This window comes from Barnesiella sp. WM24 (assembly GCF_004570975.1).
In the GTDB taxonomy this organism is placed as follows: domain Bacteria; phylum Bacteroidota; class Bacteroidia; order Bacteroidales; family Muribaculaceae; genus Muribaculum.
Window position 1 is genome coordinate 272,127 of sequence record NZ_SPPC01000003.1, and the last position, 25,682, is coordinate 297,808.

27 protein-coding genes and 1 riboswitch are annotated in these 25,682 nt (G+C 47.0%); of the genes, 8 read left to right on the forward strand and 19 right to left on the reverse strand.

Going from position 1 to position 25,682, the window contains the following annotated elements; genetic code table 11:
- Positions 1–8: 8 nt before the first annotated feature.
- From hemW to tsaB, 5 genes are read right to left on the reverse strand one after another with little or no spacing between them, the layout of a single operon-like run.
- Entirely contained in the window at positions 9–1,118 is a 1,110-nt protein-coding gene (hemW, locus tag E4T81_RS04450) for a radical SAM family heme chaperone HemW (protein WP_167761685.1), read from the reverse strand.
- A gap of 8 nt (positions 1,119–1,126) precedes the next feature.
- A complete protein-coding gene (locus E4T81_RS04455) occupies positions 1,127–4,072 on the reverse strand; it encodes a PD-(D/E)XK nuclease family protein (RefSeq protein WP_135041805.1) in 2,946 nt (981 codons plus the stop codon).
- A 41-nt stretch (positions 4,073–4,113) separates the two neighbouring features.
- Entirely contained in the window at positions 4,114–5,238 is a 1,125-nt protein-coding gene (locus tag E4T81_RS04460; protein WP_135041807.1) for a DNA polymerase III subunit delta, read from the reverse strand.
- A 26-nt stretch (positions 5,239–5,264) separates the two neighbouring features.
- Positions 5,265–6,221: a methylenetetrahydrofolate reductase [NAD(P)H] gene (gene metF, locus E4T81_RS04465; RefSeq protein ID WP_135041809.1), complete on the reverse strand. Its 957-nt coding sequence runs from the start codon at positions 6,219–6,221 to the stop codon at positions 5,265–5,267.
- 22 nt (positions 6,222–6,243) lie between these two features.
- Positions 6,244–6,942 carry a tRNA (adenosine(37)-N6)-threonylcarbamoyltransferase complex dimerization subunit type 1 TsaB gene (gene tsaB / locus E4T81_RS04470; RefSeq protein WP_135041811.1) on the reverse strand — a complete coding sequence of 233 codons (699 nt, stop codon included), beginning with the start codon at positions 6,940–6,942 and terminating at the stop codon, positions 6,244–6,246.
- A 93-nt stretch (positions 6,943–7,035) separates the two neighbouring features.
- Here tsaB and E4T81_RS04475 point away from each other — a divergent pair, with 93 nt between their 5' ends.
- The 4 genes from E4T81_RS04475 to E4T81_RS04490 are packed head-to-tail and all read left to right on the forward strand — an operon-like array spanning position 7,036 to position 9,590.
- Positions 7,036–7,911 carry a YicC/YloC family endoribonuclease gene (locus E4T81_RS04475; RefSeq protein ID WP_135041813.1) on the forward strand — a complete coding sequence of 292 codons (876 nt, stop codon included), beginning with the start codon at positions 7,036–7,038 and terminating at the stop codon, positions 7,909–7,911.
- 7 nt (positions 7,912–7,918) lie between these two features.
- A complete protein-coding gene (gmk, locus tag E4T81_RS04480; RefSeq protein WP_135041815.1) occupies positions 7,919–8,488 on the forward strand; it encodes a guanylate kinase in 570 nt (189 codons plus the stop codon).
- Positions 8,485–9,075: a nicotinate (nicotinamide) nucleotide adenylyltransferase gene (nadD, locus tag E4T81_RS04485; protein WP_135041817.1), complete on the forward strand. Its 591-nt coding sequence runs from the start codon at positions 8,485–8,487 to the stop codon at positions 9,073–9,075. The genes gmk and nadD overlap by 4 nt, the downstream gene beginning before the upstream one ends.
- Complete coding sequence (locus E4T81_RS04490; protein ID WP_135041819.1) at positions 9,072–9,590, forward strand: DUF5063 domain-containing protein; 519 nt, start codon at positions 9,072–9,074, stop codon at positions 9,588–9,590. The genes nadD and E4T81_RS04490 overlap by 4 nt, the downstream gene beginning before the upstream one ends.
- Here E4T81_RS04490 and E4T81_RS04495 read toward each other — a convergent pair.
- Positions 9,587–9,955: a YccF domain-containing protein gene (locus tag E4T81_RS04495; protein WP_135041821.1), complete on the reverse strand. Its 369-nt coding sequence runs from the start codon at positions 9,953–9,955 to the stop codon at positions 9,587–9,589. The genes E4T81_RS04490 and E4T81_RS04495 overlap by 4 nt on opposite strands.
- A 459-nt stretch (positions 9,956–10,414) precedes the next feature.
- Complete coding sequence (locus E4T81_RS04500) at positions 10,415–11,113, reverse strand: OmpA family protein (RefSeq protein ID WP_135041823.1); 699 nt, start codon at positions 11,111–11,113, stop codon at positions 10,415–10,417.
- A gap of 171 nt (positions 11,114–11,284) precedes the next feature.
- Between E4T81_RS04500 and E4T81_RS04505 the strand changes: the two genes are divergently transcribed.
- Positions 11,285–12,202: a DMT family transporter gene (locus tag E4T81_RS04505; protein ID WP_209308155.1), complete on the forward strand. Its 918-nt coding sequence runs from the start codon at positions 11,285–11,287 to the stop codon at positions 12,200–12,202.
- Here the strand turns inward: E4T81_RS04505 and E4T81_RS04510 are convergent.
- The 12 genes from E4T81_RS04510 to E4T81_RS04565 form a co-directional block, all read right to left on the reverse strand.
- On the reverse strand, positions 12,192–12,746 hold the full coding sequence (locus E4T81_RS04510) for a DNA alkylation repair protein (RefSeq protein ID WP_167761687.1): 555 nt from the start codon (positions 12,744–12,746) through the stop codon (positions 12,192–12,194). The two genes, E4T81_RS04505 and E4T81_RS04510, sit on opposite strands and share 11 nt — an antisense overlap.
- Positions 12,733–13,857, reverse strand: a complete 1,125-nt coding sequence (thiH, locus tag E4T81_RS04515; RefSeq protein ID WP_135041827.1) for a 2-iminoacetate synthase ThiH — start codon at positions 13,855–13,857, stop codon at positions 12,733–12,735. The genes E4T81_RS04510 and thiH overlap by 14 nt, the downstream gene beginning before the upstream one ends.
- 2 nt (positions 13,858–13,859) lie before the next feature.
- Positions 13,860–15,560 (reverse strand): phosphomethylpyrimidine synthase ThiC, encoded by a 1,701-nt coding sequence (thiC, locus tag E4T81_RS04520; protein WP_135041829.1) that lies wholly within the window; start codon positions 15,558–15,560, stop codon positions 13,860–13,862.
- Between the two features lie 16 nt (positions 15,561–15,576).
- The gene (locus E4T81_RS04525) at positions 15,577–16,350 is read right to left on the reverse strand and encodes a thiazole synthase (protein WP_135041831.1); all 774 of its coding nucleotides are present in this window, start codon (positions 16,348–16,350) and stop codon (positions 15,577–15,579) included.
- Positions 16,351–16,396: 46 nt separating this feature from the next.
- Positions 16,397–17,014, reverse strand: a complete 618-nt coding sequence (locus E4T81_RS04530; RefSeq protein WP_135041833.1) for a thiamine phosphate synthase — start codon at positions 17,012–17,014, stop codon at positions 16,397–16,399.
- A gap of 25 nt (positions 17,015–17,039) precedes the next feature.
- Positions 17,040–17,618 (reverse strand): thiamine phosphate synthase, encoded by a 579-nt coding sequence (locus E4T81_RS04535; protein ID WP_135041835.1) that lies wholly within the window; start codon positions 17,616–17,618, stop codon positions 17,040–17,042.
- Positions 17,611–17,811, reverse strand: coding sequence for a sulfur carrier protein ThiS (gene thiS, locus E4T81_RS04540; protein WP_135041837.1), 201 nt, complete (start codon positions 17,809–17,811; stop codon positions 17,611–17,613). The genes E4T81_RS04535 and thiS overlap by 8 nt, the downstream gene beginning before the upstream one ends.
- A gap of 4 nt (positions 17,812–17,815) precedes the next feature.
- The gene (gene thiD / locus E4T81_RS04545) at positions 17,816–18,637 is read right to left on the reverse strand and encodes a bifunctional hydroxymethylpyrimidine kinase/phosphomethylpyrimidine kinase (RefSeq protein ID WP_135041840.1); all 822 of its coding nucleotides are present in this window, start codon (positions 18,635–18,637) and stop codon (positions 17,816–17,818) included.
- Between the two features lie 42 nt (positions 18,638–18,679).
- Positions 18,680–18,777: riboswitch (TPP riboswitch) on the reverse strand.
- Between the two features lie 45 nt (positions 18,778–18,822).
- On the reverse strand, positions 18,823–19,608 hold the full coding sequence (locus E4T81_RS04550; RefSeq protein WP_135041842.1) for a nitrilase-related carbon-nitrogen hydrolase: 786 nt from the start codon (positions 19,606–19,608) through the stop codon (positions 18,823–18,825).
- On the reverse strand, positions 19,601–20,146 hold the full coding sequence (locus E4T81_RS04555; RefSeq protein ID WP_135041844.1) for a 1-acyl-sn-glycerol-3-phosphate acyltransferase: 546 nt from the start codon (positions 20,144–20,146) through the stop codon (positions 19,601–19,603). The genes E4T81_RS04550 and E4T81_RS04555 overlap by 8 nt, the downstream gene beginning before the upstream one ends.
- Before the next feature lie 29 nt (positions 20,147–20,175).
- Complete coding sequence (locus E4T81_RS04560; protein WP_135041846.1) at positions 20,176–20,535, reverse strand: hypothetical protein; 360 nt, start codon at positions 20,533–20,535, stop codon at positions 20,176–20,178.
- 83 nt (positions 20,536–20,618) lie between these two features.
- Positions 20,619–21,101, reverse strand: coding sequence for an energy transducer TonB (locus tag E4T81_RS04565; protein ID WP_167761692.1), 483 nt, complete (start codon positions 21,099–21,101; stop codon positions 20,619–20,621).
- A gap of 161 nt (positions 21,102–21,262) precedes the next feature.
- Here E4T81_RS04565 and porQ point away from each other — a divergent pair, with 161 nt between their 5' ends.
- The 3 genes from porQ to E4T81_RS04580 all read left to right on the forward strand — a co-directional run bounded on the left by porQ (position 21,263) and on the right by E4T81_RS04580 (position 25,680).
- Positions 21,263–22,273, forward strand: a complete 1,011-nt coding sequence (gene porQ / locus E4T81_RS04570; RefSeq protein WP_135041850.1) for a type IX secretion system protein PorQ — start codon at positions 21,263–21,265, stop codon at positions 22,271–22,273.
- 134 nt (positions 22,274–22,407) lie between these two features.
- Positions 22,408–23,814 (forward strand): hypothetical protein, encoded by a 1,407-nt coding sequence (locus E4T81_RS04575; RefSeq protein WP_135041852.1) that lies wholly within the window; start codon positions 22,408–22,410, stop codon positions 23,812–23,814.
- Between the two features lie 6 nt (positions 23,815–23,820).
- Positions 23,821–25,680, forward strand: a complete 1,860-nt coding sequence (locus E4T81_RS04580) for a choice-of-anchor J domain-containing protein (protein ID WP_135041854.1) — start codon at positions 23,821–23,823, stop codon at positions 25,678–25,680.
- Positions 25,681–25,682: the final 2 nt, after the last annotated feature.

Here is a 25,682-nt window from a genome sequence, read left to right on the forward strand (position 1 = left end):
GTGGTCAATCAGTGTATAAGTTCGACAAAAATAGAGTCAGACACAAGAAATGCCGCCTCATCTATGTAGACGGATGTAGGCGTATCAATTATTTTCCCCGTATTGATGAACTGACGGGACTCTTCCAATAGCGAATTGAGGGCTTTGGCGCCAAACTGATCGGAGAAGTGCTGTTTATTGATTCCTTCTGCTGTGCGCAATGCTGTGATTATATAATCATTATACAGCTCGTCGGCCGACTCTGTCTCTACGTCATAAAATGGATTGCCTGCCGAGATTGCATTTATATATGCTCCTATCCCTCGTCGGTTGGCTCGTCGGGTCGTTCCGTCGAAGCTGTGTGCCGCAGTGCCAAGTCCGAGGTATGGGGTGAAATGCCAGTATGAACTATTGTGGACCGCTCTTTTCCCCGGAAGAGCGAAATTTGAAATCTCGTAATGCTCATATCCTGCCTTCCGCAATGTTTCTGTCAGGCGAAGATACATCTCATTGACTGTTTCTTCATCGGTCTCAATTATTTTTCCTGACGATAACATTGCGTGAAGCCGCGTCCCCGGCTCGTAAGACAGTGAGTAGGCTGATATGTGTTCGACACCGCTGTCAACAAGACGGTCAAGCGATTCTTGCCATGAGCTGATTGTCTGTCCCGGAAGACCGTATATGAGGTCGCCGCTTATGTTTTTTATCCCTCCGCGACGCAGGGCGAGTAACGCTTCTTCTGCATCCTTTCCTGAATGACGGCGGTTTATCATTTTTAATTCCGTGTCGGAAAATGATTGTATGCCGATGCTGACCCGATTTATTCCAAGATTACTGATAAACCGTGTATAATCGATTGTCACGTCTTCCGGATTTGCCTCGATAGTGAACTCGGTCAAGTTGTCACATGGCAAGCTTTCAACAAGCCGCTTCAACTTCTCGGGAGGAAGTATTGACGGGGTTCCGCCACCTATGTACACAGTAGTGAAAGGTGCCGATATTTCACTTTTGCGCATGTGCCACTCCTGTATCAATGCATCCACATAGGCATCGGTGTGTTTGGTGTAGGGCATTGAATAGAAGTCACAATAGCTGCATTTTGAATGACAGAAAGGGATATGTATGTAAAGGCCTGCCATATGATGATTTATTGTGCTTGTCCACATATCTCTTTGTAATTGCAGAAATGACAATGTTCCGGGCTCGGGTCAGGTTCAAAAGGCTTATCCCGGTCAAAAAGTCCGGAAAGCCTTTCCCGTAACATCCCCATTACCTCGTCGTTCAGATTATGGTAATCAACAAGGTCGTCAGAGCCATATTTGACAGGTTGTATGCCATCGGTGCTGAATTTTTTGAAAAGATACAGAATCGGTTGCATGGGGCTGTTGTCTTTTTTTTCATAAGCAAGTCCGTTGCAATACAGGAAGAGCTGTAAAATTGCTTTTTTCTTTGAAAATATCTCATCAATATCTTTGAACGTTGAATCATCGCCACCTGTCTTATAGTCGATTATCCTCAGTGTCCTGCGGTCGGCGAGCATGTCGATGCGGTCAATCGAACCTCCGATATTGAATGCACGGTCATCATCAATCGGGATGCGTGCTTGAAATTTGTGTTCGCCCTCAATAAAATAGAAGGGGACAAGTGACTTTTCAAGATCAAACATCTTGATGATAAACTCGCGGATTACTTCTCCTATTACTTTAGCCTCACCGTGAAGCGGGGTGAGATTGATGTAGGGTTTGTCATCAGGAGCTTGTGAGGACAGATGATGGTAATGCTGATTGGTCGCGGAAGTTATGAGCTTTTCAAGCTCTGTGACCTCGCTTTTTAGACGGTCAAGAATCTCAGCGGTCACTTTCAACTCGGGCAAATTGCCTTTTAGACGATTATAAGAGTGTTCCGACACCTGATGGACTATTGTTCCGAATGTACTTTCATCCATATAATCGGTGATTTCATCTTCCGGGCGTATATGCTCGATGTAGTGGAAATAAAACTCAAGAGGGCAGTTGAGATATTTTTTTATCGCCGATGCCGACAATGACTTACGGTCACTGCCTGTTGACAGGTAACAGTTGAGCCTTGCCATGATTTCCTCATTTTTCTCAACGCTCAGACTGCTGTCGGGATTGGACGGAGGCATGTCATAATATGCGTTTCTCCTCACGATGTTTCCGCTGTCACACAGATATAGAAGCTGGTACAGGTAACGTGACATCTCACCGCCTTTAAGACCCGATGTCCGTGAGTCATATAACAGCTTCACTTTTTTTGCACGTGCTATGAGGCGGTAAAAGTAATAGGCATATATGCACTCCTGAAACTCAAGCGTGGAGAGTCCGAAACTGCGTCGAAGCACATCGGGGATGAAAGAGCGCGTATAGTGTTTACGGGGGAATATGCGCTCATTCATGGAGAGCAGAATAACGTTGTCAAAGTCAAGGGCGCGGGTTTCAAGCACTCCCATTATCTGTAGCCCTTTCAACGGTTCACCGATGAAATTGACACTTTCAGCGTTAATGGTGCGGTCGATGAGATGAAAGAATGTGTTTTCTTTCATTGTAATGCCATAACGAGATATGGCATTATGCAATAAGTCAAGAGAGATACGGTAACGGGTCAGGAAACCAAGCTCCATTGAAGTAGACCCGTTGTCATCAAGCTGTTTAAGGCGCCCGGCTATGAAATCCACAAGCCTGCACTGGTAATCAAACACGGAGTCGCCAGTGTGCTGTTCTTCCACGGGGAAAAACACGGTTGACAGCCCGTCGAAATTACTGTTTATCCAGTCAACCGGAATGGTAAACATTTTGTTAAAGTCAATCTGGTTGACAATATCCTTGCATAATTCCGGGGCTATAGCCTTGAGAAGGGGGTGAGATAACACATCCTTGACATCCTCATAGAAAAAGCTCCATATGTCGCGCACCTTTCTCGCTCTCATATGCATCATTGTGATATTGCGCATCAATGTGGCGATGGAGGTCAGCCGCAATGGGTAGCCCATCGTTATGTTGACTGAGTTTATTGATTCCGGAACTGAATGTAGCAGGTCGATGAATAAATTCTCAGACGGCAGTACAATGGCTGTGTCTATGGCATTGCCGCTATCGGCTATGTCGCCGCTTTCACTCATCTCTTCAAGCAGTTTGCCGGTGAGCTTGACCTGACCTATATTGGACGGCACACTTATAATCTCGATTTCCGGCATGTCCACCTCCGGCAGAGAAATGTCATAGAGCGACCGGAATTCTTTGACATATTTTTTCAGGAAAAATGTCGCTGACCTGTTGTCCTTGAACGCTTCCGGCAGGTCATAATCCCAATAAAAATCACCGATGCCAAGGTCACGCAATCGCTCGAATATCTTTATCTCGCTCATTGAAAGCACGTTGAAGCCTACAATGATGATGCGTTTATAGGGGAAGTCTTCAGCCTGCATTGTTTTAAAGCGCTCGGCGACTTCCTTATATTGCATGCCGGAGTAACATAATCCCCGGTCGGCAAGACTCTTGCGGTAGCCGGAATAAAGAGGGTAGAGTATCTCCCACAGCTTTACAAATGAATCGCGATTGGTTCTCGGTTCGCCTTTTTCATTAAGATGAGTCCAGAATGACTCCGGATTGCCTAACGGCAGGTCGACTCCCCAATATTGCTTGATTATTAGTTTCTGTTCATCAGTAAGGAAGTCAGTGCTTATCTCGTTATAGTCGGTGATGTTTTTGAATAGCATGGGAGCGTCTGCCATATAACGGTCAACATCGTTGAAATCAGATATAAGCATGTCGCCCCAGAATACAAAGCGGTCAAAGTCCTCGATTTCCTGCGACAGCTTTGCATATTCGTTGTACATAGTGAACAGCAGGTCGTAGCGGCTTGCCTCCACATAGTCGGAGAAATCGGCGATGAAATCACTGATAGTAGTGATTTTGGGCTCGAACACCGGCGTCGGGCCATCATTAAGCTCACTGAGAAAGTGCTGGAAAAAAGTGCCGCTTCTCTTGTTGGGAAAGATGAAGCAGTAATCGGCAAGCTTTTCTTTTTCGGCTTGAAAATATATGTCGGCAATACGTTGGAGAAATGACGTCATGATGTGTTGGTCTAAAAAATGGGTCGCTGGTATGGGCTGTCTTATTGCTTCAGAAGCAGAATCATGTGTACGGCAAGGTCAAACATCACAATTTTCCCGTTGGCGTTTCCGGCTATGTCTATAGCTGCCTTGTCAAGTTCAGCTGCAATCTGCAATACGTTGCGCTCATTGATGAATCGCGCAAAATTGCGGCTAAATGCCGCTTCATCGCGATTCAGGTAATTAAGCTCGCTTATGTTAAGATTGTAGATAAAGTTTTCGCGTATAAGCCTTTGGCAATATTCAAGAAAGCGGATTTCGCTTTCCCTGCCCATTGAGGCAACATCGCCCGCCCACTCTTTAAGTTCCTTGACGTTACGTTGATAGGCGAGGCGCATCAGAGCCATGAACCGGTCAAGATAATCGCGGTTTTCTTTGCTTAGACTCAGACTGTTGACCGCAGTTATTATGTTGCCTTCCGCGATGTGTGCTATTGCCGTTGCATCGGTGATTTCGATAGAGAAATTGTCGCTGAGATATTTTGCCACAATATTGTCGGGAAGACGCTTTAGCTGCAGCCGCTGGGTGCGCGAGTATATAGTCGGCAATATTTCCGACGGCTTATTGCTGACAAGTATAAATATTGTGTCGCTATATGGCTCTTCAATCTGTTTAAGCAGTTTGTTGGCGCCCGTGATATTGAGCCTCTCAGGAAGCCACATGATTGCAATCTTGTAGCGCGAGCTGTGGGAGGTGAAACTGAGCTTGCGTATTAATGCGTCAGCTTCGTCGGCATATATCTGAGGCTGAGTCGTGGGGGAGCCGAGAGCAATGAGCCATTTTTGAAAATCCATATAGGTATTTTCCATGAGATAGTCGCGCCACTCGCCGATGAAATCGTCGCAGTAAGAAGCCCTGTCGCTCTTCTTCTTTATAATAGGGAAGGCGAAATGGGTGTCGATGTGGTTAAACGACTGATGTTGCAGGCACGAAGGACACACCCCGCAACTGTCGCCTCCGCTACGATGTTCACAATGAATATATTGTGCCGCAGCACGGGCAAGTGCAAATTTGCCAATCCCTGCAGGACCTTCTATCAGCAAGGCATGAGGTATGCGGTCACTGTCAATCATTGACCTTAGTCGCTCTTTGGCATTATCATGATATGGTATGTCGGCAAATTTCATGGATTAAAAATTTCTGGATATATTGGTCAATAAACTGCCCTTGCCACCTGTTCAACGCTCTTTGTGGCATTCAGCGAATAGAAGTGTATGCTCGGTATGTTATGGGCAATGAGGTCGGCAGCCTGCATCTTGCACCATTCCACGCCTACTTGCTTTGCATCAGCGTCGCTCTTGCATTTCATCAGTTCGGTAGCAAGCTCCATCGGTAAGTCCACATGAAACACTTTCGGCAAAAGATTAAGCTGATTCATGGTGGTAATCGGTTTGAGTCCCGCTATTATCGGCACATTGATTCCGGCTTTGCGGCACCGGTCAACAAAGTCATAATATTTCTGGTTGTCAAAGAACATCTGTGTGACTATATATTCCGCCCCATTATCGATTTTCTGGCGGGCATATTGGATGTCAATGTCAATATTTGGCGCTTCTTCATGCTTTTCCGGATAGCCTGCGACGCCATAAGAAAACGGTTCGCCGGTCACTATGTCCATCTTGGTGCCGTCAATGAAATAACCACGGTTAAATTCATTGACCTGAATCTGTAGCTCTGTAGCATGGGAATAGCCGTTGTCGTTAGGTATAAAACGGTTTTCATGCTTTGCTTTGTCACCGCGCAGCAACAATATATTGGTGATTCCTAAGAAATTGAGGTCAATGAGAGCATATTCGGTCTCTATCCGCGAGAATCCGCTGCAGATTATATGTGGGACGGCCGGTATGCCATATTTCTGTTGTATCGCGGCTGCGACCGCCACTGTGCCCGGGCGGCTGCGTTCACTCACTTTCTGGTATAGCCCGTCGGGAGTGTTCTTATAGACCATCTCGCTGCGATGGGTGGTTATGTTGATATAGAGCGGATTAAACTCTTTCAAGACGTCAATATTGCGGAATAATTGAGATATGCCTCTTCCCTTAAGCGGAGGCAGCACTTCAAATGAGAATCCGGTTTTGCCATTGGAGGCTATTAAATCGGTGACTTTCATTGACAGAATATATAATGTGATGTTATTTACTTAATTTTGACTTTGCAACTGTAGCCTGGAACTCTTTTAGATAAGCCGGTGTGGAGTAGGCGAGATCAAGGAAGTCTTTATTGAGATAAGCCTTGTCGGCAAGTGCCATCATATTGGCTGCGGTAGGGTGTATCTCTGTGATGAAATTAGCGTTGGGGTGACCTTCAAGGAGCTGTCTCGCCTTGTCGCTGCCGTTTCCGAAAAATATTACTGGACCGCGGTCAAGATACTCGCGGTAGCTTTCCTCATCAAGTATGAGCGGCTTGGACGCGAGTACGGGACGAAGGGCATAGTCATACACGGCAGTGAACACTTCCATGCGGCGGGCGTCAATCATCGGTGCAAACATCACGTCTTCATCAAAGAAGTCACTGAACATGACTGCGACTGTCATTATCTGAAGGGTGTCTACCCCGATTAACGGCACGTCAAGAGCATAGGCAAGCCCTTTCGCTTCCGACAGCCCTATGCGCAGTCCCGTGTAACTTCCCGGTCCTATGCTCACTGCGACAGCGTCGATTTTGAGCTTTTTCTCTTTTGCCTCCTCCAGGCAATCCTTGATATATCCGCTTAGCAAGGTGGCATGGTTGTGACCTTGATAATCTTCTCTTTGAGTGATGATATGCCCGTCATATGTCAGTGCTGTTGAGCACACATTGGTAGAAGTCTCTATGTTAAGTATTACCGCCATTTCAAGATTTTTTTATAATACAAAGATACGATTTTTTGCGTGAAACATCTGTATTATCGGGAGATTTTGTAATTTTGTAGAAAATATCTGTCCATGTTACTATCAATGACCGGATTTGGAAAATCTGTAGCACAGATTCCAAATAAGAAAATCACAGTGGAGATTAAATCGCTGAACAGCAAGCAGCTCGACATATCGTCGCGCGTGCCTGCCGCTTTCCGTGAAAAGGAACTTGAATTCCGTAATTTGATCGCTTCCCGTCTTGAAAGGGGAAAGGTCGATTTCCAGATATATGCTGAATCAGTGGGCGTAGAGACCACTGTGTCACTTAATATTCCGCTCATGGCGGCTTACAAGACACAAGTAGAGGAGATGGCAAGGCAGCTTGGACTTGCTTGGCCTGATGACTGGTACAGTGTCTTGTTGCGCTTTCCGGAGACGGTGAAAAGCGAGCTGCCGGCGTCTCTTTCAGAAGAAGATTCTGCTGTGCTTATGTCGGCTGTCGGCAATGCCATTGACGGCTTGATGCAGTTCAGGGCAAAAGAGGGCGTGAAGCTGACCGAGTTTTTTACACGACGCATTGAAAACATACGCGCTCTGCTTGATAACGTCGAGCCATTTGAGAAGGAGCGTGTCGCAAAGATTCGTGCCCGCATAGAGGAGAATCTCTCGAAGATTGACGGTGTCGCGTTTGACAAAAACCGTCTTGAGCAGGAGATGATATTCTATATCGAGAAGCTTGATGTAAACGAAGAGAAGCAGCGTCTTGCCCAGCATCTCAACTATTTCATGGAGACAATGGACGGCGCGCCGGGTCAAGGCAAAAAGCTCGGATTTATCAGCCAGGAGATGGGACGCGAGATTAACACGCTCGGTTCCAAGTCCAATCATGCTGAAATGCAGAAAATTGTCGTAAAAATGAAAGACGAGCTCGAGCAGATAAAGGAGCAGGTGCTTAACGTCATGTAATCGCTCTATGGCAGGTAAGATAATTATTGTGTCGGCGCCGTCAGGATGTGGCAAATCGACCATTATCAACGCATTGCTTGAGCGTGGTGATATAGACATGCAGTTTTCCATATCGGCGACAAGCCGCAAGCCGCGTGGCGAAGAAAAGCATGGAGTTCACTATTATTTCCTTACGGAAGAAGAGTTTCGTGAACGTATCTCGCGTGACGAGTTTGTAGAGTATGAGGAAGTCTATGCCGGACGTTTTTACGGTACTCTCAAAAGTGAGATTGACCGCATCACCGGCGACGGGCATAATGTCGTCCTTGACATAGATGTGAAAGGCGCCATGAATGTCAAGCGTATATATGGCGACATGGCTCTTGCGCTGTTTATCATGCCGCCGTCTATCGAAACGCTGCGCAGCAGGCTCGAAGGCAGGGCTACCGATGCTCCTGAGGTAATTGAAGAGAGGGTGCGTAAGGCATCATATGAAATAGGTTTTGCCCCTCGATATGACGTTACCGTTGTCAATGACGATCTTGCCACAGCAATAGCCGATACTCACAGGGTTATAACGGATTTCCTTTCAAAATGAAGGCATCGTCGGTTGTCGGTGTGTTTGGCGGCTCGTTCAATCCGGTTCATTCCGGTCACATGATGCTCGCTTCCTACATAGCTCAATTTGGGGATGTCGACTCTGTTATGTTGATGCTGTCGCCGTGCAACCCTTTGAAAAAGGGGAAGAGCATGGCATCGGATTCCGACCGGTTCAATATGCTTCTTACGGCTTGTAATGATTCCGGCTGTGTATATGCATCTGACCTGGAGTTGTCTATGCCACGTCCGTCCTACACAATAGATACGCTCCGACGGCTTGAGCATGACAACCCCGGAGTAAGATTCAAGCTTATAATAGGCAGTGACAATTGGGCGATATTCAATCAATGGCGTGCTTCAGAAGAGATTCTTGACCGTTTCGGCGTGATTGTGTATCCGCGTCGTGGTTATCCGGTCTCCGGTACAAATGATTCGCGTGTGCAGTTAATAGATGCGCCCATGATTGACATATCATCGACATTTATAAGAAACAGCATATCACTCGGAAAAGATATGAACTATTTTCTTCCTTCCGGGGTATATGATTATATATGCCAACACAATTTATATCAGTCTGAATTATGAGTGATTCGATAATTAATAATAATGCGCTCGCCTTTATGGCGCTTTGTAATGAGTATTGTCATGAGGTGGAAAGTGCCCGCGAGACAGAGCACGATGCCTTTGTCGCCGCGATGCTTCGCCTGTTACCGCGTATTTATATCTCTGCAACCGATGTAAAGACCGATTTTACTCCGGTTGAAGAGCCATATATCGCCGGGGTGCTTGAAGAGGATTATTATGAGGCGGTAAGGCGCAGCATTGAGAATCTGCTCGGCCCCGACGACACATATCTGGAAGTGTTTGAAGAAGACATGAAGTATTCCGACACTCCTATTGCGGCATCGATATCAGAAGGTCTTGCCGATATATTCCAGGTGCTATATAATTTCCTTGAGGCGGTGAAAGATGTCCCGGAAGAGCTTGTGGCAATGGGGCTCGTCGCCATAAAGGAAGATTTCGGCGCATATTGGAGCCGGATACTGTGTAATGTGCTCCGTGCGCTGAATCATGTACGCTACAACAGTGTTGCCGATTAGACGATTGTCTTGCCGAAAGGCATGAACGCAAGCCCGGCAAGCTTAAAATGCTGGACTCCAAATGGAATGCCTATTATGGTGATGCAGAACAGCAGCCCGAATCCTATGTGGGTAAGCGCAATCGGAATTCCTCCGACAAACCACCAGATTACATTCATTATCAGGTTGAGGCATCCGCTTGAGGTGGGTGACGGGAGCACTTTTGTGCCAAAAGGCACAAGCGCGACACCAGCAAGTTTAAGGGTCTGAAGTCCGAAAGGGATGCCTATAATCGTAAGCATCATTGCGAGGCTCGACACCACATATTCGACTGCCACGAAGAATCCACCGAATACAATCCAGATTATGTTGAGAAACAGATTCATATAATATTGTTGTTAATCATTAGGCTGCAAAGATAGCTAAAACTTGTCGGTACCGACAAAAAATCTTGCCTCGAAAGTTGCAAAATTCAACAATATGAATTAACTTTGTGTTATAACAATGAAGGCAAGAGAGCCGAAGATATACCACATCAAAGTTGATTGGGAAACTCATCAAATTTATATGAAATACCGAGACAAGCTTAGTCGACTGATGGCGGGCCCCGACCGCTTTTCGGAGCGGTGGCTAATAACCCAGGCGGATTACAAAGGTTGGCGAGCACTCAAATCCTGTCATTCGGAGTTTCATCGCATCCTTTGGTGTGGTCCTATAAAGAAGAGACTGTCGCGTAAATCATTTACGTTGCAGTCTCTTTCTTTTTGCATGTACGCTCGTCTATACAGGAATAAAAAAATAAGCGGCATTTTGCCGCTTATTTTATCAGTTACATTTATGGTTGTTTATTGCAGAGAGCCGTTCTCAGCCTCCTTCACCATTTCAGGACTTGCGGTGATGTAGATTTCAACTCGACGGTTCTGAGCCCTGCCTGCTGCGGTCTCGTTGGATGCAACGTAGTCAGCCATAGGAATGCCCTTTGCGGTTAAGCGGGTAGGGCTTACTCCTGAATTTACGAGGTAGGTCAACACTGCGTCAGCACGCTCGTTAGAGAGCTTTTCATTTACAGCATATGAACCTGTGTTGTCGGTAAAGCCGAGAATCTGCACGTCAGTAAGAGGATTCTGCTTCAAAGATACTGCAAACTGGCTGAGATCCTGCTGTGCCGAAGTGTTAAGTGTATATTTACCGGTCGGGAACAAGATACCTCCGTCAAATGTAACCTTGATTGCCTGCAATCCATTTTGGTCGGTGGTCTGTTCGACCTGGGCATCGGGGAGGGTGGCAGCAAGTTCTTTCTGCTGATTATCCATTTTCTTACCGATAAGCGCGCCTGCGCCCGCTCCTACGGCAGCACCGATTGCACTACCGATACCTGCGCCTTTGCCGCCTCCGATAAGAGCGCCAAGACCTGCGCCGACGGCAGCACCGCCGCCACCACCGATAAGAGCGCCCTTGCCGGTATTGGTCATTGAGCTACAACCCGAAGAGAGAAGCATACATGCAGCGAGAAGAGCCGCACCTGTTAATTTAAGAACTTTCATCGTCGTATATTTAATTAATTTAATAAAATTTAAACCACAAAGTTAATAAATGCGTTTAATATAAAAAAGCGAATCGACGCTATTATTTTTAATACAAGATAAACGGAAAAAATGTTTTTAGACTTGCAGGATTTTCAGTAAGTTTGCATACATATTCAATATATAAGGGAGATGATGGATAGAAAATTCAGCATAGGTCGAGGGACTCTCGTGTGGTTTCATCTCGGCGCATTACTGACTATAATAGCTTGGGGTGTATCATTTGTTTCAACAAAAGTCCTGCTTGAACATGGATTGCAGCCTACAGAAGTGTATGTGTACCGTACATTGCTTGCCTATATGATGGTGTTATGTGTATGTCACAAACGCATTTTTTCAAATTCACTGCGTGACGAACTTCTCTTTGTCGTATGTGGACTATGTGCAGGTTCTCTATATTTTATCGCGGAGAACACGGCTCTTGAATATACGCTTGTATCAAATGTGTCGCTTATTGTGACTCTTGCCCCTCTGCTTACCACGCTTCTTGTCGGAGCCATATATAAAAGCGAAAAACCCGGCAAGGGGGTCCTTGTCGGGTCTCTGGTGGCTTTGACCGGTGTGGGGTTTGTTATCTTCAACAGCAGTTTTGTGCTTGACGTCAAGCCTCTCGGTGATCTGTTGTCGCTTGCCGCCGCACTCTCATGGGCGGTGTACTCGCTCGTATTACGTAAGTTGAATGCATTCTATTCCGTAATGTTTATATCACGTAAGACATTTTTTTATGGAATGCTTACAGCTGTGCCGTTTTTGTTTATGCAATCAAGCCATACACCTGTTTCGGTGTTTATGGAATTTGATGTATGGTCCAATTTCATGTTCCTCGGACTATTCTGCTCGATGCTCGCTTTTATAATATGGGCATGGGTCAACAAAGGGCTTGGCGCAATCAAAGCTAACAATTATCTTTATTTCCAGCCGATTGTGACACTAATCGCATCAGCATTGCTCCTTGGCGAGAAAGTGTCGATAATCGGCTATACCGGCTGCGCGCTTATACTGCTTGGCGTGTGGGTCAGCGACCGATGGGGAACAGGCTCTAATCATTAGAGCCTGTTATAAAGTCAATCTCTTCTACAAGCGCTGAGGCGATGCCGGCGGTAAGCGGATTTTTTCGCTCCAGTTCGGCCGCTGCATATGCGCGTGTTTCCGCAAGCCTTTCGGGCAGAAGGTTAAACATCAGCCGTAAAGCCGTGTATCTGTACATTTCACGGTCGGAGAGTATAAGCTCCTCGGCAAGAGTACATGCCCACGGCATTTTTTTCAATAGCTTCAGGCATAAGATGTCAGCTACTTCAGTCGTGGCGATTGTTTCGACCCATTCACGTGCCACTGATATGTCAAACTGCTCAGGCGGATACACCATTGGCGCCAATAGCCGGCTTTCGCGTGTGGAATCGTTATGCCAAAGCTCGTCGGCTATCTGTGGCGACGGAGGTATCTCTGCCGCCAATGCTGTAAGCTGAGGCAGGTTTAGTCCGAATATAATCTTATATGGAGCGCCCATCCGGCGCATTGCATCAGCGACAGCACCGTTGCGCAGTGAGTACATGCGGTGTTTTATCTCCTGAATAGGGTTGTTAAATCGTGTCATTTGAATCAAATATTTTATCCCAGTCTTTCCATACAGCCTCGTAGCCGAGACGGCGTATTCCTCCGACAACGGCTTCCGGACTTCTGTCATCGCTGACCTCAAACTGCTCCAATGAGTCGGGCGAGACAGCATATCCTCCCGGGTCGGTCTTGCTTCCCGCGCTCATCGAGGTCACACCGAGCTTCATCATGTTCTCGCGGAATACCGGGTTTTCTCGTGTTGAATAGCTAATGTCGACATCATGGTCAAAGATACGAAATGCAAATGTCAGTTGAGCGAGCTCTTTGTCGCTCATCACTACATTGGGCTGGAAATGTCCTTCAGAAGGACGCATGCGAGGAAAATTGACCGAGAATTTTGTCTGCCAATAATTCTTTCGCAGGTATCGCAGATGGCGTGCCATCATTGTTACATCGGTACGCCAGTCTTCCAGCCCGATCAATACACCCATGCCTATTTTGTGCACGCCGGCCTGCCCCATGCGGTCGTAGCCGTTAAGTCGCCAGTCGAAGATTGATTTCATGCCTACGGGGTGATACTTCTTATAGTTTGCCTCGTTGTAAGTCTCTTGGAAGCACACTACGCCATTCAGCCCCGACTTCGTGAGCCTGTGATACTCTTCTGCTTTCATCGGCTGCACTTCGATTGACAGATTACTGAAGTAGGGACGGCAGGTGAGCAGGGCCTGTTCAAAATATTCTACTCCGGCTTTAGCAGGATTTTCTCCGCTTACAAGCAGTAGATTCTCAAACGGCCCAAGCTTGCGTATCGCCTTACATTCCTCTTCAATCTGCGGCATCGTGAGAATCGTGCGCTTGAACGGATTGTTATGGTTAAATCCGCAATATACACATGCGTTAGTACACGAATTGGTTATGTACATCGGGATGTACATGCTTATGGTGTTGCCGAATCGCTCTCTTGTGTATCGGCGGCTCAACTGAGCCATTGGCTCAAGATAGTCGGCAGCCGCCGGAGAAATCAGCGCCATAAAGTCATCGATGTCGAGATTGGTCTTTCCGAGAGCAATCTCGACATCCGCTTTCCGCTTTGACATTATGCACCGGGTAGTGTCATCCCAGTCATAATGCTTAATCTCGTCGTAAAACATGATTATTTGGAACAATTGTCGATTACTGACTGAGAAATACGCATGGCGCAGAAGTTGGGTCCACACATCGTGCAGAAATGGTCGTCATCCTTATGGCTTTCCACGTAGTAACGTCGGGCGCGCTCGGGGTCAAGCGACAGATTGAACTGGTCTTTCCAGCGGAAATCAAAGCGAGCCTTACTCATGGCGTTGTCTCTTACGACAGCTCCCGGATGTCCCTTTGCTATGTCGGCGGCGTGGGCTGCAATCTTGTAGGCGATTACTCCGTTTCTTACATCCTCAAGGTTGGGTAGGGCAAGATGCTCTTTCGGAGTGACATAGCATATCATTGCAGTTCCCATCCATGCTATCTGGGCGGCGCCTATAGCCGAGGTTATATGGTCATAACCGGGCGCGATGTCGGTGGTAAGCGGTCCGAGTGTATAGAACGGAGCCTCGTGGCAAGATGAAATCTGTCGGTCCATATTCTCCCTGATTTTTTGCATAGGCACATGTCCCGGTCCTTCTATCAGTACCTGTACATTGTGTGCCCACGCTTTCTCCGTAAGTTCGCCAAGCACGTCAAGTTCAAGGAACTGCGACCGGTCGTTGGCATCATGAATGCTTCCCGGTCTCATGCCGTCGCCGAGCGAAACTGCAACGTCGTAACGGGCAAGAATCTCGCATATTTCATCAAAGTGAGTGTAGAGGAAATTTTCCTGATTGTGCATTACCGCCCATTGGGTCATGATTGAGCCGCCACGGGAAACAATTCCGGTAAGGCGTTCGCCCACAAGATCGGCATGGGCGCGGAGCACTCCTGCATGTATGGTGAAATAGTCGACGCCTTGTTCAGCCTGCTCGATAAGTGTGTCACGATAAATTTCCCATGTAAGGCTGCCGACATCACCGTTTACCTTCTCAAGAGCCTGATATACCGGGACTGTGCCCATCGGCACAGGGCAATTACGTATAATCCATTCGCGGGTCTCGTGAATATTGTCACCTGTCGACAGGTCCATAAGTGTGTCACCGCCCCAATAGCAGCTCCACACCGCTTTGTTGACCTCTTCCTCGATGCCCGACGACAAGGCCGAGTTACCGATGTTGGTGTTCAATTTCACAAGAAATTTTGCCCCGATTATCATCGGTTCACTTTCCGGATGGTTGATATTGGCAGGCAGCACGGCGCGACCGGCGGCAATCTCATCGCGAACAAATTCGGGTGTTATGTGGCTGTCTATGCCGAGAGCCTCATTGTTCATGTTTTCGCGTATTGCCACATATTCCATTTCCGGAGTTATTATGCCTTGACGGGCAAGCGCCATCTGCGTGATTGCTTTGCCTTCCTTTGCGCGGCGCGGCGCGTGACGGTGGCTGAATCTTATAGCGTCGAGCGACTTATCGGCTTCGCGCTCTTTACCGTAATCTGATGATATACAGTCGAGTTGCTCTATATCGTCACGAAATGCTATCCATTGTTCGCGGGTACGTGGTAATCCACTGTTGATGTCAATTTTTATCTGCGGGTCAGTATAAACTCCGCTTGTGTCATAGACATATACAGGCGCGTTTTCATGAACCATGCGCTCTCCGTTGATTACTTTTACCGTGGGGGTGAGATTTATGCGGCGCATAGGCACATTTATGTCATGAATCTTACCTTTTATATAGATTTTTTCCGAGCCAGGATAAGACTGGACGTTTATATCGTTGATTTCCATTGATTGAAATGATTTTTTATCCGAGAAATGAAGTAAGAGGCGAGGTTGCTTCAGCAACATTGTTTTGAGAACCAAGACCGGCACGGTAGGCAATTCTTCCAGCCTCTACGGCAAGTTTAAATGCGCGAGCCATCTCGACCGGGTCGCCTGCCACGGCGATTGCTGTGTTGACAAGCACGGCGTCAGCACCCATCTCCATGGCATCGGCGGCATGGGATGGCGCTCCAAGTCCTGCGTCAATCACCACCGGCACACGACTTTCCGCTATGATGATTTCAAGCAGATCGCGTGTCTTGAGACCCTTGTTGGTGCCTATCGGCGCTCCGAGCGGCATTACTGCGGCAGTGCCGGCGTCTTCAAGCCTTTTGCACAATACAGGGTCGGCCTGGATATATGGAAGCACGATGAAGCCCTCTTTGGCAAGAATCTCTGTCGCCTTCAAAGTCTCGACAGGGTCGGGGAGAAGGTATTTAGGGTCGGGGTGTATCTCAAGTTTTATGAAATTAGTGTTGAAAATTTCGCGTGACAGTTTTGCCGCCAATACAGCCTCGCGGGCATCGCGCACTCCCGATGTGTTTGGCAGAAATTGTACTTTCTCGCGGTTTATGTGACGTAACATGTCATCTTCACGGGCATTATCCATGTCAATGCGCTTCATCGCCACTGTTATCATCTCGGAGCCTGACGCCAGTATTGATTCAAGCATAAGGGTGTTTGATGAAAATTTGCCTGTGCCGACAAAGAGCCGTGAGTCAAACTCACGACCTCCTATTATTAATTTGTCTTGCATGATTGGTTTATGATAGTTTATAGTGATTATTCTTGATTTTTGTATGTCATCGGGCAAGCCGCCTGAGAATATCTTCGGTGTATTCAACCGGAGAAGGCGCATTTATTATCGCGCCTGACACGGCGATACCTTGGACACCTGTAGACATGATTTCATCTACGTCGTCGATTGTTATCCCTCCTATGGCGACTATCGGTAATTGATTTCCGGCATCGCTTACAGTCTTGACGATTTGCCTGTAGCCTTCAAGCCCGATAACAGGGGCAAGGTTCTTTTTGGTGTCAGTGTGGCGGAATGGGCCGAGCCCTACATAGTCGACATCCACCCTTTTGAATGTGAGTATATCGTCAGCCGTGTTTGCTGTCACGCCTATTATGGCGTGCGGGCCGAGTATTTCCCTTGCTTTGCGCGGATCCATGTCAGTCTTGCCAAGATGAACGCCATGAACACGCAGCTCGTTGACAAGCTCCACGTTGTCATCAATGACGAGTATTACGTCGTTATCTTTGCACATAGGTATTATATCAAGAGCTGTAGCTTTTAGCTCCTCATATGACGCATCTTTCATTCGGAGCTGTACCCATTTGCAGCCTCCTTCTATAGCCATTTTCACCTCTTTGGGGATTGAATACTTTTCCGAGGGATGAGTAATGAATTGTAACATAATATATAGTAGTTGTATTAGTCAATCAGTTGTTAAATAATCCGAGCCTGAGCCTCAGGTCTTCGATAGATTTAGCCCCCGCCAGGTATCCGAGCACAGCATAGCCTTTGAAGGGTAGCAAGGCAAGTTCTGGCAGGCGGAACGGGGTGACTCCTCCGAGAGCGACTACCTTGCCTTCAGGAAGCGAGGCAAGCTCTTCTGCTGCGAATGAACCGCTGTAACCCGGCTTTGAAACACTTGGGAAGATAGGACTGAGCGTCAGATAGTCGAAATAATCTTTATATTCCTGCACTTCTTCTATGGTGTGACACGTGCGGCTCACTGACCCGTTGTATCTTGCCGGTGCATCAGGACACCGGGAATTAAGGTGTATGCCTCCGAGATTAAACTCATTAAGGAGCTCAAAGTGACCGTGCAACCGCAACCGCGAGTGATATACAGGCGGCAGGCTCTCGATAATCGCCTTCATCTCGCGAAGCGTAGCGCCGGGATGACGCAGATGGACATAATCCCATCCTGCCTCAAGAATGACCTTTATCCAAATCGGTTCATTCTCAAGCGCATCGGGTGGCGTCACTGCTATTCGTAGCGGCTGCTTATCCACCGTAAAATGGTTCGATTACTAAAACAGAATCGCCGTCATGAAGTTCTGTGGAGTCGCGGTCTACAAGTGACACGACTTCGCCGTTAAGTGCCGTGGCGATACCTTCAGGATTTATTCCCGCAAGGTCAAGTGCGCCTTGAAGTGTGGTGTGGTCAGGTACTGTCATCGGCTTGTTGTTTACTGAAATATTCATAGTCTTATTGTTTAGTTGTTATTTTCAATGGGACAGGGGCATAGAGATGGTTGACCGGACCATGTCCGTGACCGATAGTGATTCCGGCACCGGCTTTCAATGCATCTGTTATATATCGTTTTGCCCTGGATACACTTTCAACCATGTCATATCCAAGGGCAAGGCAGGAGGCTATTGCTGACGACAGGGTGCAACCTGTGCCATGATTGTTTTTTGTAATCACACGTCTTGATTCAAGCACTACCGGCTCGTCATAGCCTTCGAGGGCGAGGTAATCTACCGACATTCCGTTGGAACTGTCTCTGTCACCTCCCTTTAAAAGTACATTTTTTGCTCCGAGCTTTCGCAGCGCCTCTATCTGGCGTTTTAAATCATCAGTGCCGGTGAGGGCTATAGCTTCATTGACATTGGGGGTTATGAGCGAGGCGACAGGTATAATGCGTCTGGTAATGACATCAATCGCTTCTTCTGATATGAGCCTATCGCCCGACGTAGCCACCATTACAGGGTCAAGAACTATGTTTTTGGCGTTTCTCTCAACCAGCCTGTCGGCAACAATATTAGCGATATCCGGGGAAAACAGCATCCCTATTTTTACGGCATCGGGGTATATGTCATCAAACACCGCGTCAATCTGAGCGGCGACCGCCTCAGGCTCGATGCCGGTAACGGAACGCACTCCCGACGTGTTCTGAACGGCAATAGCTGTGATTGCCGTCATGCCATAGACACCGAGTGCCGACATGGTCTTGATGTCGGCCTGAATGCCTGCGCCGCCTGATGGGTCAGACCCGGCTATCGAAAGTGCGGTGGTGTAACAATTCATATGCCTTTTTATCTTAATAACAAAATAATAGACAAAAAGGCTCTAAAGATAATCAACAATCCCTTCGTCGGTGTTAACCGTGTCAGGTTCGGAGGGTATAATCTCAGCACGTCAAAATGACGGCACCCCTTTGTCTATGTCTGCAAATTTAGTAATATTAAATCGTCTCTCCAAATCCTGCGGCGTCAGATTATGTCAAAACGGTCAGATTCCTGCAAAACAGGGAATTTTGTCCTGAACGACACGAGGGATTCTTTAGACAGCGAAGCGGCAATTGTCTTGTCGTTTTGCTCTTCGCCTATTAGTCTGCCCTTGGCATCAACAATCACCGAACTGCCTGAGTATTTGCCATAGCTGTCTTCTCCTGTGCGGTTGCATCCTATTACGTAAGCCTGGTTTTCGATAGCACGCGCTATTAGGAGGTGTTTCCACGCGTAGGCGCGTGAGTCAGGCCAGTTTGCCATTATTATAAGAAGGTCGTAGGCTCCGTCATTGTTTCTCAGCCACGCGGGGAAGCGCACATCGAAGCAGACTGCCATTGCAATGTTCCACCCTCTGTAGCGGAATCGCGGGATGGGCGAGTCCCCCCGACGGTAGGCATTGTCTTCTCCGCTTATTGAAAAAAGATGGTGCTTGTCATAAAAATAGGTGTCTCCTGACGGCTCGATAAAAAATGCACGGTTATAGACAGCATCATTGTCGCGGGCGATGAACGAACCACATATGGCAATCTTGTAGCCGGCGGCAATCTTTTTTATTGCCGTAAGTGTCATCCCGTCGTTACTCTCGGCAAGCGATGCCGCCATGACGGGGTCGCAGATAAAGCCGGTGGTAAACATTTCCGGCAACACGGCTATGTCATAGCCTTCGGGCAATGACTTTATCAGGTTTTCCGCTTCAGCTATATTTCCCGACTTATCACCCTGGATTATGTCAAGTTGCAGCGCGGCTGTTTTAAGAATGTCACTCATCGTCGGTAATAAATTTTTCCGGATATTTTGCAGAAAATCCGCTATAGAAATTTTTTATCGCTCTTATGTCGGCATCCACATTGCCGGTTGGCGAGAATCGGGTAGCAATCTCTATATATTTGTGTTTATAATCAATGGCACCCAAAAGCAGCGGGATATTGGCTTCCATCGCAATGTGCAGAAAGCCGTGACGCCATTTTGCAGTGCCTTTGCGGGTGCCTTCCGGAGTTATAGCAAGCACCAGCCTGTCAGAATGGTTGAACTTGTCGACAATCGCCGCTGTAAGCGACGAACCCCTCTTTTTCGGCACAGGAATGCCTCCTATGGCACGGAAAAAGTAGCCGAGCGGCCATCGGAACCAGGCTTCTTTCATCAAAAAGCCTGCTCTGCGACCCACTGAAGTGTAGGCAAGCTCGCCAAGAATAAAGTCCCAGTTGCTTGTGTGCGGAGCGACGCAAATTAGGCACTTAGGATAATCGGGTGTGGTGATATTCACCTTCCACCCGATTATTTTAAGGATAAATTTCGACAGATTCATTGCCGATAAATGTCGTTGCAGTTTTTTGATTATTTCGCGGCTGCCTTATTGCGTTCCTTCTGTTCAGCCGGCAGCGCTTCATTCATAAGACCTACAATCTGGTCAACTCCTTTCTTGAAGTCGTCGATAAGTTTTTTGTATCCTTTATGGAAATATGCCTCGCGGGCTTTCTTGTATTCGTGGCGCGAAGAAAAGCTTTTCTCACTCTTGTCAAAAGAGAAAGATACATTTTCGATTGACGAGAATTGCAGGTCAGCGATGCTGAAGATTATCTCATCCATCTTTCTGGTATCTACTCCCGGCACATAGTTACGGGTCATTATGCATTCGCCAGCCATATTTCCACAAGCAGCCTTGATGGCTTTCTTTAGTTTGCGTTTATTTGCCATAATCGTTATGTTTGAAATGAATAATTCACTGCGAATATAACAATTTTTTTGTCAATAATCGCAAGTCTTGTCAAGAAAAAGCGTCAGAGACGGAAAGTGACAGGAAGTATGCAATAGACCGCGACTTTGTTGCCGTTGATGCGTCCGGCACGCCAGTTGGGCATTGACCCGAGTATTCTTACGGCTTCACGGTCGAGCGACGGCTCCACGCCGCGCAACACATTTACGTGAGTGATTTCACCGTCGGGCTGCACTATGAACGAGCATAATACACGTCCGTGAATTTTGTTCTTATATGCCTGTGCGGGATATCGGCGTGATGAATTGATATATTGGACCAGTGCATTGTTGCCTCCAGGAAACATCGGCGGCTCGTCGACCATTTCATATTCATAGGCTTCTATGATTTCGGCAGAGAAGGTCTGCTGCATTTCCCGGATGTCAGTCATGGCGAGCGACTGCTGGGTGGTGTGGGCGACGATTCGTCTCGCCTGTGCCGGAGCCGCTATTATGCCCGTTGCCGCGAGCAACGATACAATTGTTAGTCTTAGGTTCGATATATCCATTGTTTTGAGGTGAAATGTATTGCAAATATAAAGTGACTGATTTAGATTTACAATTTTAGCCTGTCTATTTTGCATTTGTTTAGCGATGTTTCAGGTTTGTTAGCAAATTAAACGGTTGTTCATGCAATATGGCGCGATGAAATACGTTTACCTTAACAGTTATGAATATTCGCAGTGTCATATCATATATAGTATTGTGTCTTGGCGGAATCGCGGCAAACGCAGCCGACGGATCCACGGCATACAATTTTCTTGACGTTACCTCTTCAAGCCACATATATGGACTTGGGGGTGTCAATATTTCCATAATTGAAGATGATATAAATGTCATAGACCAGAATCCTGCACTTTTAGGCCCTGAGATAGAAAAGCAGATGGGCGTCGACTATATGCGTTATCTCGGAGAATCTAATTTTGCAGGCGTAAGATATGGCATGGCTGCCGGTGATCATGGCGCCTGGGCTGCCGGAATCAAGTATTTTGGTTACGGGTCAATGAAAAGCGCCGATGAGACGGGTGTTGTCACAGGTACGTTCAGTCCTAAGGACATATGCTTCTCCGCTTCCTATTCTCATGACATAACCGGTTATCTGCGTGGCGGTATAACGCTGAAAGGAATTTATTCATCATATGACAAATATAGCGCGTTTGCAGTGGCAACCGACCTTGGTCTGAATTATTTTGACGACGAGCGTGATTTGTCGCTTTCTTTTGTCGTGGCAAATCTTGGCGGTCAGCTAAAGCGTTTCAATGAGACTTACGACCGGCTCCCTGTCGATGTAAGGCTCGGTTTTACTAAAGGGTTGGGCTCGATACCTTTCCGTATATCGGTAACGGCATGGAATCTTACCAAGTGGAGTCTTCCCTATGTTGATGTCGGTGACGGCACATCGGTCGCTTTTGAGAAAAAGGAGTCGTTTGCATCCAATCTTTTCAGGCATCTTGTGTTTGCGGCGGAGTATGCGCCGTCCGACCGTTTTTATGTAGGAGTCGGATATAATTACAAGATACGCACTGATATGAGTACATATTCCCGGAGTTTCCTTTCCGGCTTCTCTGCCTGTGCGGGAGTGAATGTAAGCCGTTTCGGTGTAGGGGTGGCTATTGCCCAGCCTCACACCGGCGCTACGACTTTCATGCTTAATCTAAACATGCGCCTGTACGAATTCTGATTTGTATTTGGTTGACTCGTGTAAAAACTGGTGTAAAAACTGGTTGAAATGTTTAGCATTTCAATATTAAATTGCTAAATTTGTTGCATAAATGCAATTTTGCTAAAAAATATTCAACTAAACCATATCATTCAATGATTAAAAATTTACTTCTATCTGGTGCTATTCTGTCAGCACCTGCACTGATGGTGAATGCTGAGCCAAAAGTCTACACCACCGACGATCTCGCACAAGAGATACACGTTTCATTAAACGGCAAGTATGTTGCTATGGGCGACTATGAACAGAACTTGTCTTATATATGGAATATCGACGATCCTGAGACATTTCAGGCTTTGCCGGGTGAGTCCGTGGCTTATGAAGTTGCCAATGACGGTACTGTTGTGGGATATATAAAGCAGCCCGGTGGTGTTTACCGTCCATGTGTGCTGGAAAATGGCGAGTGGACGCTTCTTCCATGCCATCCCGCCGTTGCAAACACTGCCGAGGCCAACTGTATAACTCCCGACGGCAAGATAATTGCAGGCACCCAGTTTATAAATGATCCTACGTCTGAGATAAAAGGGAGATATTATCCCTGCATATGGAAAAAGAATGATGACGGCAGATGGACTCTTATCGACTATAGTTACATTAAGCTTCCCGACCATCAGGGATTTTTGACCAAATGTCTGTATGTCAACGGTGATGACATCATAATCGGTGGCAGACTGTATTGTGGAATAGGTTCGGAAGTGCCTGCTTTGATAGTGAATGGAGAGCTCAAATTCTGGAATGAGATAAGCACATATAGTGAGCCATTGATTTATAGGGGACAATATGGTGCTTATGATGAGAATGGCAAGCAATATTTTACTGATGACCCGAACGACCCGAATATATTCTACTATGATTACTCAACTGTCGACGGCTATCGCGACGGAGAGACCGGTGAATATTTCGCAGGCGAGTTTTCAACGGTCGACGCGCAAGGTAATTTCTATGGTTACCGCACAAGGGCTTTCAATGTAAAGGAAGACGGGTCGGGTGACCTTGAAAACGGAGCGACTATATATAATTATGGTAAAGATGAATGGACCGACAATACCGGATTTACCAATTTTGCCATAGGTCTTGGAAATGCCGACATCGTATTTGCCAACGGAGGCAGTATGCTTGTAAACGGTGAAAAGAAGGAAATCACTGAGGAACTTGGCTTCACCACCGACCGCATTTTTACATTTGTGCGCAGCGTTTCGTCTGATGGCAAGGTGCTTGGAATCAATACCGCCGAGCTCAACGAGGGGACAGGAGAATATCAGTATTTCCCCGCCATAGTAGTGCTTGACGAACCTCTCGTTGCCGGCATCGACAATGTAATAGGCGCTGACGGCGTGACTATTATCGTGTCGGAAGGACGTATCGATGTCGCAGGCGCTGCATCAGTTGCTGTATATGACCTTAACGGTCGTAAGGTAAGCAGTTCCGCTACCGCTCATGTGGTTTCCGGAGTCTATGTCGTTAAGGCTGATGATGTCGTAAAGAAGGTGCTTGTTAAATAAATGAGCATGAAAGGTATTCGTTGCACATTATTATGTGGTATATTGTCGATGTCATGGTTGCCCGTGACATCGACAAATTTGTTGTACACGCTTGATATCAGTTATGGTGATTTTCCCAAGGGAGTCACAGTGGAGGATGTCGACGGGCTTGCTCTTGACGAGAAATGCTATAAGCATGGATTGACCGACAATGGATGGACTGTAGACCGGTATGGCAATAAAGGATATGTGGTAGTCAGCCCTACGCGCAGCGAAAAAGGCGGCGTTCAGAACAATCGTCTTCTGCTTCCTGAAATTACGGTGACAGGCGAAAATGTAGTGGTGAGATGGGGGGCATGCTCTGCACATCCCGATTTCCCGGAATCATATGAGGTCATAGTCGTTACGCCTGAGGGCAAGGAAGAGGTCATCTTTTCCTCTGAAGGGGAGTCATATGACTGGACTGTACATACTGTCGGGCTTGATGCCTATGACGGAAAGGAGATTAATGTAGGGTTTGTCGCGACGTCAGCCTCAGGTTATCTACTCGTGATAGATGATGTAGAGGTAGGGGAGATGACAGCACCGGCATTTCAGGTTACTGACCTCACCCGGCGTTATGCGGGGTTGTCCGATGAGAAAGTCAGTGTAAACGGCGTGATCTCAAATGTTGGCATGACGCTGGATCTTGTAAAACTTGTATGTAAGGTTGACGATGAAGTCGCCGATGAGATGCCGGTCAATGGTGCATTTGCCACAGGGAGCAAGATTGACTATATGTTTGAGATTCCGTCAGAACTCAATAAGTCTACCCACTATTATATATCTGGCATAGACAGTTCCGGAGACGAGATTGCTATACATGACGACAGTTTCTTTACCTCTTATTTCCGTCGCACATTACTTGTTGACAAGGGCACCGGAATGTGGTGTAACAATTGTCCTTCAGGAATTTTGGTGCTTGAGTCGCTGAAGTCTCGTTATGGCAATTCATTAATAGCGGTAGAGACTCATGTTGATGACGCGTTGGGGCAACGTGACATGTGGGATAAACTGGGGTTCTATGCAGCTCCATATTTCAAGTTGAATCGCAACAATTCCACAGCCAGCAGCAATGACTCAAAATTTAAAAAAGAGTATGAGGCTGAGACATCCTGGCATGTACGGTTTGCCGGTCTTGAGAAAGATGGTGAACGTCTGAACGTAAATGTGAATGTCATGTCGGCTCTTGGTGTCGATAATTCGACCGACCGCTACCGTGTAGGTTGGATGCTGACCCGTGATTACGATGAGCAGCCGGAAGGGATGATGTTTTATCAATCCAATAACATGACCGGGCCCACAGGTAAGCGATTCTATTATCTGCCTTCTTACGTTTCTGCCGACATGGTTAAATTTCATGATGTGACACTTCCGTCGGAATATGCATTTACCGGAATAGCCGGTTCAATACCCGACGCTGTGGAGCCTTACAGTGAATATAGCGCGTCATGGAGCATTCCGGTAGCCGACTGTCCCGATGACATGAAAGGCATTAATGTAATAGTATATGTGCTTGACTGTAAGACGGGATATATCGAGAATGCGGCTACGATGACACTTGACCGTTGGGCGGAAGTTGCGTCGACTGATGATATTATCGTCGATAACGACATGGATATCTATATCTCGCCCGATGGCATATGTACAGTGACTTTTGGTGCGGGATGTGATGGTGACTATCGTCTTGACTTGTTTAATGCCTCAGGCTCAAAATTATATTCTGTAAGTGACGTCATAAGCGATAGTCGGCATGAGCGACACAGGCTTTCTTTGTCTCCGGGAATTGTGATTGCGCGGCTTAATTCCGGAAACAAATATCTTGCAAGGAAATTTGTCATAAAGTAACC